This window comes from Silvania sp. (assembly GCF_051656365.1).
Classification (GTDB): Bacteria; Pseudomonadota; Gammaproteobacteria; order Enterobacterales; family Enterobacteriaceae; genus Enterobacter; species Enterobacter hatchlandensis.
The window spans coordinates 1-5,618 of record NZ_JBOGBT010000025.1; the positions used below are offsets into that span (position 1 = coordinate 1).

Consider the following 5,618-nt stretch of genomic DNA (forward strand, 5'->3'; position numbering starts at 1 on the left):
GGTCAGCATCAGCACACCCGCACGGCTGCCCAGCGCGGCCGGAACGCCGTACTCCTCAATCGCCAGCGTGAACGAGAGCAACATCCCCGCCGCCAGCGATGGCGACAACATCGGCAACGTAACATGCCAGAACGCTCTACCCGCGCTGGCACCGTGCACCTGGGCTATCCGCGCCAGGCGCTGTCCGCTGGCCAGCAGGCTGCGCGATACGGCGAAATAGATCACCGGGAAAATATTCAGCGCCATCACCAGCACAATGCCGGTCTGGCTGAACAGCAGATCGTTTAGGTTAGTACCCACTAACTGCTGCAGATAGCCGTTGGTTTGCAGCACCAGCATCCACGACAGCGCGGCAATGTACGGCGGCGTGAGAAACGGGATTAAAAACAGCAGATCCCACAGGCGCGGCAGCGGCAGGTTAAACAGCCCGCGCGCCACGCCGAGGGGAAAACCGATCAGGGCGCTGACCAGCGCCACGCCGAGCCCGACCTGTAGCGTGCCGCCGAGCATGGTCGGCAGCTGCGGTTCGGACAACAGCGACTGCACACCGCTAAACGCGCCGGAGAACTGCCCGGCGCTGAACTGCGGGAACACCGCCTGCAGCACGATAAAAACGAGGGGAAACGCCACCAGAATCACCAGTAGCGCCAGCGTCATCACAGACAAAAATCTCTGATTCACAAGCTTTCCTGAAGACGGGGTTGCCCCCGCCGTGATTATAAGGTGAAGAGTGCGTTAAATCGCTTGAGGATGTCGCTACGCTCGGAGGTACCGTCACTTTTGGTCGGCAGGATTTTCAGATCGTTCAGCAGCGGGCGTTTGGCCTGCACGTCCTCGCGCGCGGGCATCAGCCAGGCATCGGCGACCATCGCCTGGCCTTCTGCGGACAAGACGTAGTCGACAAAGGCTTTGGCGTCGTCAGCGTGCTGGGTGGATTTGAGGATCATCATCGGGCGCGGGGCGATCACTGTTCCGCTGGCCGGGAAGATCACCTTCAGGGATTCGCCCTGGCTGATATTGCCGTAAGAGACATAGTCCACCGCGCCGAACACTGCCGCTTTGGCTCCCTGCATCACCGGCGTGACCGCCTGCGCATTCGGGCCGCTGACCACCATGCCGTTATTTTTGAGTTCATCGAACAGTTTCCAGGCGCTGTCGCCCATGCCGTTTTGCAGTCCGATCAGCAGATCCAGCGACGCACCGGACAGGGCCGGGTCCGGGGTGGTCACTTTGCCTTTAAAGGCGTCGGTGGTCAGATCCCGCCACTCTTTCGGCTCCGGGGTGCCGCTTTTGGTATTCCAGACGATCCCCAGCGCCGAAACGCCCTGCGCGACATAGTCGGCTGATTTCAGATCAGCCGGCACCTTCGCGGCATTGGCGCTCTGGAACGGCAGCAGCCAGCCGCGATTGTGCAGATCTTCCGCCGTATCCCAGGAAGCGGAGATCAGAATATCAGCCTGCGGATTAGCCTGCTCGGCTTCGAGGCGCGCCATCACTTTGCCGGTGGTCGCCTGGAAGATATCCACCTTAACGCCGGTTTTCTTTTCAAAGCCGCTGGCGAGATTTTTTGCAAGCGATCCTGGCCCGGCGGTGTAGACGGTCAGCGCGTGGGCGCTGGACATCATAACGGACGATAATGCCATGGCTAACAGCACTCCCTTCTTCACGGACATGGTGGTTTTCATGCGTACTCCCCTGAGGTTGAAATCAAACGATCGGCAGCGATGCTGCCAGCAGACAAATGCACAATCCGGTCGGCGAGGATTTCCGCTTCCCGGCGGTCGTGGGTGACATAAACGGCGGTGGTCCCGAGCTGGCGCAGCAATGTCGCCATCTCCTGGCACAGCGACTCGCGCAGTTCGCTATCGAGATTGGAGAGCGGCTCGTCAAACAGCAGCACCCGCGGTTCAGCCACAATGGCGCGGGCCAGCGCCACGCGCTGCTGCTGCCCGCCGGATAAGCCTGCCGGTTTGCGCCCGGCGAACTCGCTCAAGCCGACGCGCGTCAGCGCCTGCGCCACGCGGATTTCCCGCTCCTGACGCGCAACGTTGCGCATCTTCAGCGGAAACATCACATTCTGCGCCACCGTCATGTGCGGCCAGAGGGCGTAATCCTGAAACACCATGCCGATATCGCGGGCCTGAGGCGGCAGCGACCAACCGCTTTTCGCCACCAGCCGATCGGCAAAATGGATCTCGCCATCCGCAGGTTCGGTAAGCCCGGCCAGCAGGCGCAGAAGCGTGCTTTTTCCGCAGCCCGACGGACCCAGAAGCGCAACCACGCTCCCCGGCTCGATATGCAGATCGATTTGATTTAAAACAGTGTTCGCGCCAAAAGCGTACGACACGCCATTGAGCGTTATGGAGGTGAGCATCTTGTTATCCTCTTTGGGATTTGATGTCCGCCACTGTAGGTAGCTTGTGTGACGAAAACATGACGCGTTTGTTGCAGCTTGATTTCTGATGCCTTTCAGCCGTTTAATGCTCAGACGCTTACTTTGAGGAATTCCTATGAGCCACTTCCGCCCCGTCGAGTTAATGCACGCCAGCCGCCTGTTGAATCACGGCCCGACCATCCTGATCACCAGCCGCGACGATACGGTGGGCCGCCGCAACGTGATGGCCGCCGCCTGGTCAATGCCGGTGGAGTTCACGCCGCCGCGCATCGCCATTGTGGTGGATAAGAGCGCCTGGTCGCGGGAGTTGATTGAGCGCAGCGGCATGTTCGGCATCGTCATCCCTGGCGTTGCGGCCACCAACTGGACCTATGCGGTGGGCAGCGTCAGCGGGCGCGATGAGGACAAATTCAACTGCTACGGTATTCCGGCGATCGACGGCCCGGTGCTGGGGCTACCGGTGGTTGAAGAGAAGTGTCTGGCGTGGATGGAGTGCCGTCTGCTGCCCGCCACTTCGGCGGCAGAAAAGTATGACACTCTGTTTGGTGAAGTGGTCTCTGCCGCGGCGGATGAACGGGCGTTCGTTGCCGGGAGATGGCAGTTTGACGACGATAAGCGCAATACGCTGCACCATCTCGGGGCCGGTACCTTTGTCACCAGCGGCAGGCAGGTGAAAGCGCCGGGTCAGTAGCTCATACAGGTGTCCGCCCGGAAAACGGGCACTGTCCCGCACTAAGACTGTTTTTTTGACACATCGGTGAACATGTCGTGTAAGTGCCAGCGCCAGGTCGATAGATTCGACTGTCAAAATATCGTCCTGGTTGCCCTTACCCCAAACCCAAACCCAAACCCAAACCTGGTAAATTCTTAAAAATATTATTATGAAATCAAAAGCCTTTTTAATTGCATTCCAGATATGTTATGACTGTATTTCCCACGTAAATATATCTCTGCAGCAGAAATAACCATACGTTTTTGGCAACACGTTAATATAATCCTTTCGATCAGGGACCGACTCGATAATTAAGCGACAGACAGCGGGTTAGCGCCCCACTTTTTATACTGTTAATAATGATAAGGACAGTCGATATGTTATTAAAACCAGTCACTTTTGCATTGTGTGTTTCAGGCCTTTTTTCAAGTCATTGTCAGGCCAGCCCTGTTGAATGGGAGTCCTGCTTAAACAGCAAGTTTCAGTCCTGGTTCAACAGCGTACCTCATCGAAATCTACGCTGTGGTTTTTTAGACGTTCCCCTGCAATATAAAAATGGCACGAGCAATAAAGAATATGGCTCAGATAAAACGGTAAAAATTGCATTAACCCTGTTGCCGGCAATAGGTTCACGCAAGGGTGGCCTGGTGGTGATCAGCGGCGGGCCAGGCGTGTCAGGTATTAACCGCGATCTGTATTCTGACTGGCCGGTCAGTGCACTGGGTGAGTCCTGGGATATCGTAAGATACGATCCACGAGGTGTGGGTCAGTCTATCCCCAAAATCAACTGCGAGATGTCAGAAAATGCAGTAGCGGTGAGTTCCAGTCCAGAAGAGGAAACGAGACGCTATTTTAAAGCCTGCATAGATAATACGGGGGCTGATGTACTGAAACATATGGGCACTGATGAAGCCGTCAGCGATGTGGACAGGATTCGCCAGGCACTTCATGACAGCAAACTGACAGCAGTGGCTTATTCATACGGTACTCAGGTCGCAGCGCTCTATGCTGAACGCTTTCCTTCAACTACCCGGGCAATCGTTCTGGATGGCGTTGTTGATCTGGAGGAGGCAAAAGATGATTTTATCATGCTACGTAATCAGGCCAGGGGGTATCAGAATACCTTTGAGCGCTTTGCTGCGTGGTGTGCAGAGACCGGCAGCTGCCCGCTCTCATCCGATAAGACGCGGGCAACCCAGCAATATCGTAATCTTTTGAGTCGACTGGATTCTCAACCGCTTTACGGCGATCAGGGGCAACAGATTACCTCCTATGACCTGGTATCACTGACAACATATCTTCTGCTATGGCGCTCATCCTGGCCTTCCCTCGCCACAGCTGTTAGACAGTTGAGTTCAGGTATTGTCAGTAACGAGATTCTTGGGTTATTGGATGATTTAACATCGGTGGTTAATCTGGATGCATTGAGTGTTATCACTTGCGTTGATCAATCGGTGAAAGCACTCAGCCAGAGCGACATTCGCCGTCAGCAGCAGTTGATAAGAGAAGCATTTAAGGCAATCGATTATAAATCAGTAGAGCCAGATTCACTGGATTTATGTGGATCATTGGCGTGGAAAAACAATGTTCATATTAAGCGTCCGGTTAATGTACCTGCACTACCTCAGCTACTGTTTGTTGCGCAGCGATTTGACCCCTCCACACCCTGGCATAACGCCAGATCCATGGCCACACTTTTCAAAAGCCCTTTACTTACGCGAGAAGGTGACGGGCATACGCTGGTATTATCAGGATCAAATCTCTGTGTGGATAAAACGGTCGTAGATTATATCCTGAATCCTGATAGAAAGCTCAGTGATAAGGTTTGCCTGTGAACCTGGAATAACGGCTTCGTGGTGAAAGGTCGTTTATTAAAATCTATATGACCTTTTGCTAATTATCGATATTCATTATCAAACTGACCGCTTATTTTGTTAATAATTCAGCTTCGTCGGATTCAATAGGTCTTATAAGGAATGCGCATCCGGTCCAGCAGGTTGGTAAAATCCTGAACCGCGATAAACACCACCGCGCCTTTACCGAGAATAACGTTGGTGATCACCCCTACTGTCTCCCCGGTGAGGCTGTCGATCACCGGCCCACCGGACATGCCGGAGACAGCCCCTGCGCCGGTAATGACCCCGTAATAGCAGCCGTCGCGCTTTAAGAACCCGTCAATCATGCCGGAGCTGGATTTAGGCAGGCTGTTGATGGCGCTGTAGCCGAACAAAACGACGTTGCGCCCTCTTCGCGCGAAGGCCAGCTTGTGCAGCGGCTTACCGGCGTTATTGCGGGCAATCACTGCCACATCGCAGAGGGGATGTTGCGCGCGGATCGACTTCAGTAGTGGGACGGCGACATGCGCCGCGGTGAGGGAGAGCGTGTCCGTTACCGGAAAAGCACTGCCCTGGATCCCGCCTACAAACCAGCTTAACGGCGCAGGCAGGCCGATATAAACCAGATCAACCTGTTTTGTGGCGGTAAAGTCGGTACTGCTGGTGCCTGACATGA

General features: G+C 55.2%; 6 protein-coding genes. 2 read left to right on the forward strand and 4 right to left on the reverse strand.

The window, feature by feature from the left end; genetic code table 11:
• From ACRDD5_RS04920 to ACRDD5_RS04930, 3 genes are all read right to left on the reverse strand, one after another.
• Nucleotides 1–681, reverse strand: a 681-nt coding sequence (locus ACRDD5_RS04920; protein WP_438676094.1) for an ABC transporter permease, incomplete at its 3' end; no start/stop codon positions are given.
• A gap of 35 nt (nucleotides 682–716) precedes the next feature.
• Complete coding sequence (locus tag ACRDD5_RS04925; protein WP_271280616.1) at nucleotides 717–1,685, reverse strand: ABC transporter substrate-binding protein; 969 nt, start codon at nucleotides 1,683–1,685, stop codon at nucleotides 717–719.
• Nucleotides 1,682–2,374, reverse strand: coding sequence for an ABC transporter ATP-binding protein (locus tag ACRDD5_RS04930; protein WP_438676095.1), 693 nt, complete (start codon nucleotides 2,372–2,374; stop codon nucleotides 1,682–1,684). Before ACRDD5_RS04930 ends, ACRDD5_RS04925 begins: the two co-directional genes overlap by 4 nt.
• 136 nt (nucleotides 2,375–2,510) lie before the next feature.
• Between ACRDD5_RS04930 and ACRDD5_RS04935 the strand changes: the two genes are divergently transcribed.
• Together ACRDD5_RS04935 and ACRDD5_RS04940 are read left to right on the forward strand one after the other, a co-directional pair.
• Nucleotides 2,511–3,086, forward strand: coding sequence for a flavin reductase family protein (locus tag ACRDD5_RS04935; protein ID WP_438676096.1), 576 nt, complete (start codon nucleotides 2,511–2,513; stop codon nucleotides 3,084–3,086).
• A 398-nt stretch (nucleotides 3,087–3,484) separates the two neighbouring features.
• Entirely contained in the window at nucleotides 3,485–4,942 is a 1,458-nt protein-coding gene (locus tag ACRDD5_RS04940) for an alpha/beta fold hydrolase (RefSeq protein WP_438676097.1), read from the forward strand.
• Between the two features lie 122 nt (nucleotides 4,943–5,064).
• On the opposite strand, the gene ACRDD5_RS04945 is transcribed toward ACRDD5_RS04940, so the two are convergent.
• The coding region (locus tag ACRDD5_RS04945) for a trypsin-like peptidase domain-containing protein (RefSeq protein WP_438676098.1) at nucleotides 5,065–5,618 on the reverse strand (554 nt) is incomplete at its 5' end.

What these genes read in the sequence shown, in the direction of transcription:
- ACRDD5_RS04935 (WP_438676096.1), top strand. Translation starts at nt 2,511, where the DNA reads ATGAGCCACTTCCGCCCCGTCGAGTTAATGCACGCCAGCCGCCTGTTG.
- ACRDD5_RS04925 (WP_271280616.1), bottom strand. Translation starts at nt 1,685, where the DNA reads ATGAAAACCACCATGTCCGTGAAGAAGGGAGTGCTGTTAGCCATGGCA.
- ACRDD5_RS04940 (WP_438676097.1), top strand. Translation starts at nt 3,485, where the DNA reads ATGTTATTAAAACCAGTCACTTTTGCATTGTGTGTTTCAGGCCTTTTT.
- ACRDD5_RS04930 (WP_438676095.1), bottom strand. Translation starts at nt 2,374, where the DNA reads ATGCTCACCTCCATAACGCTCAATGGCGTGTCGTACGCTTTTGGCGCG.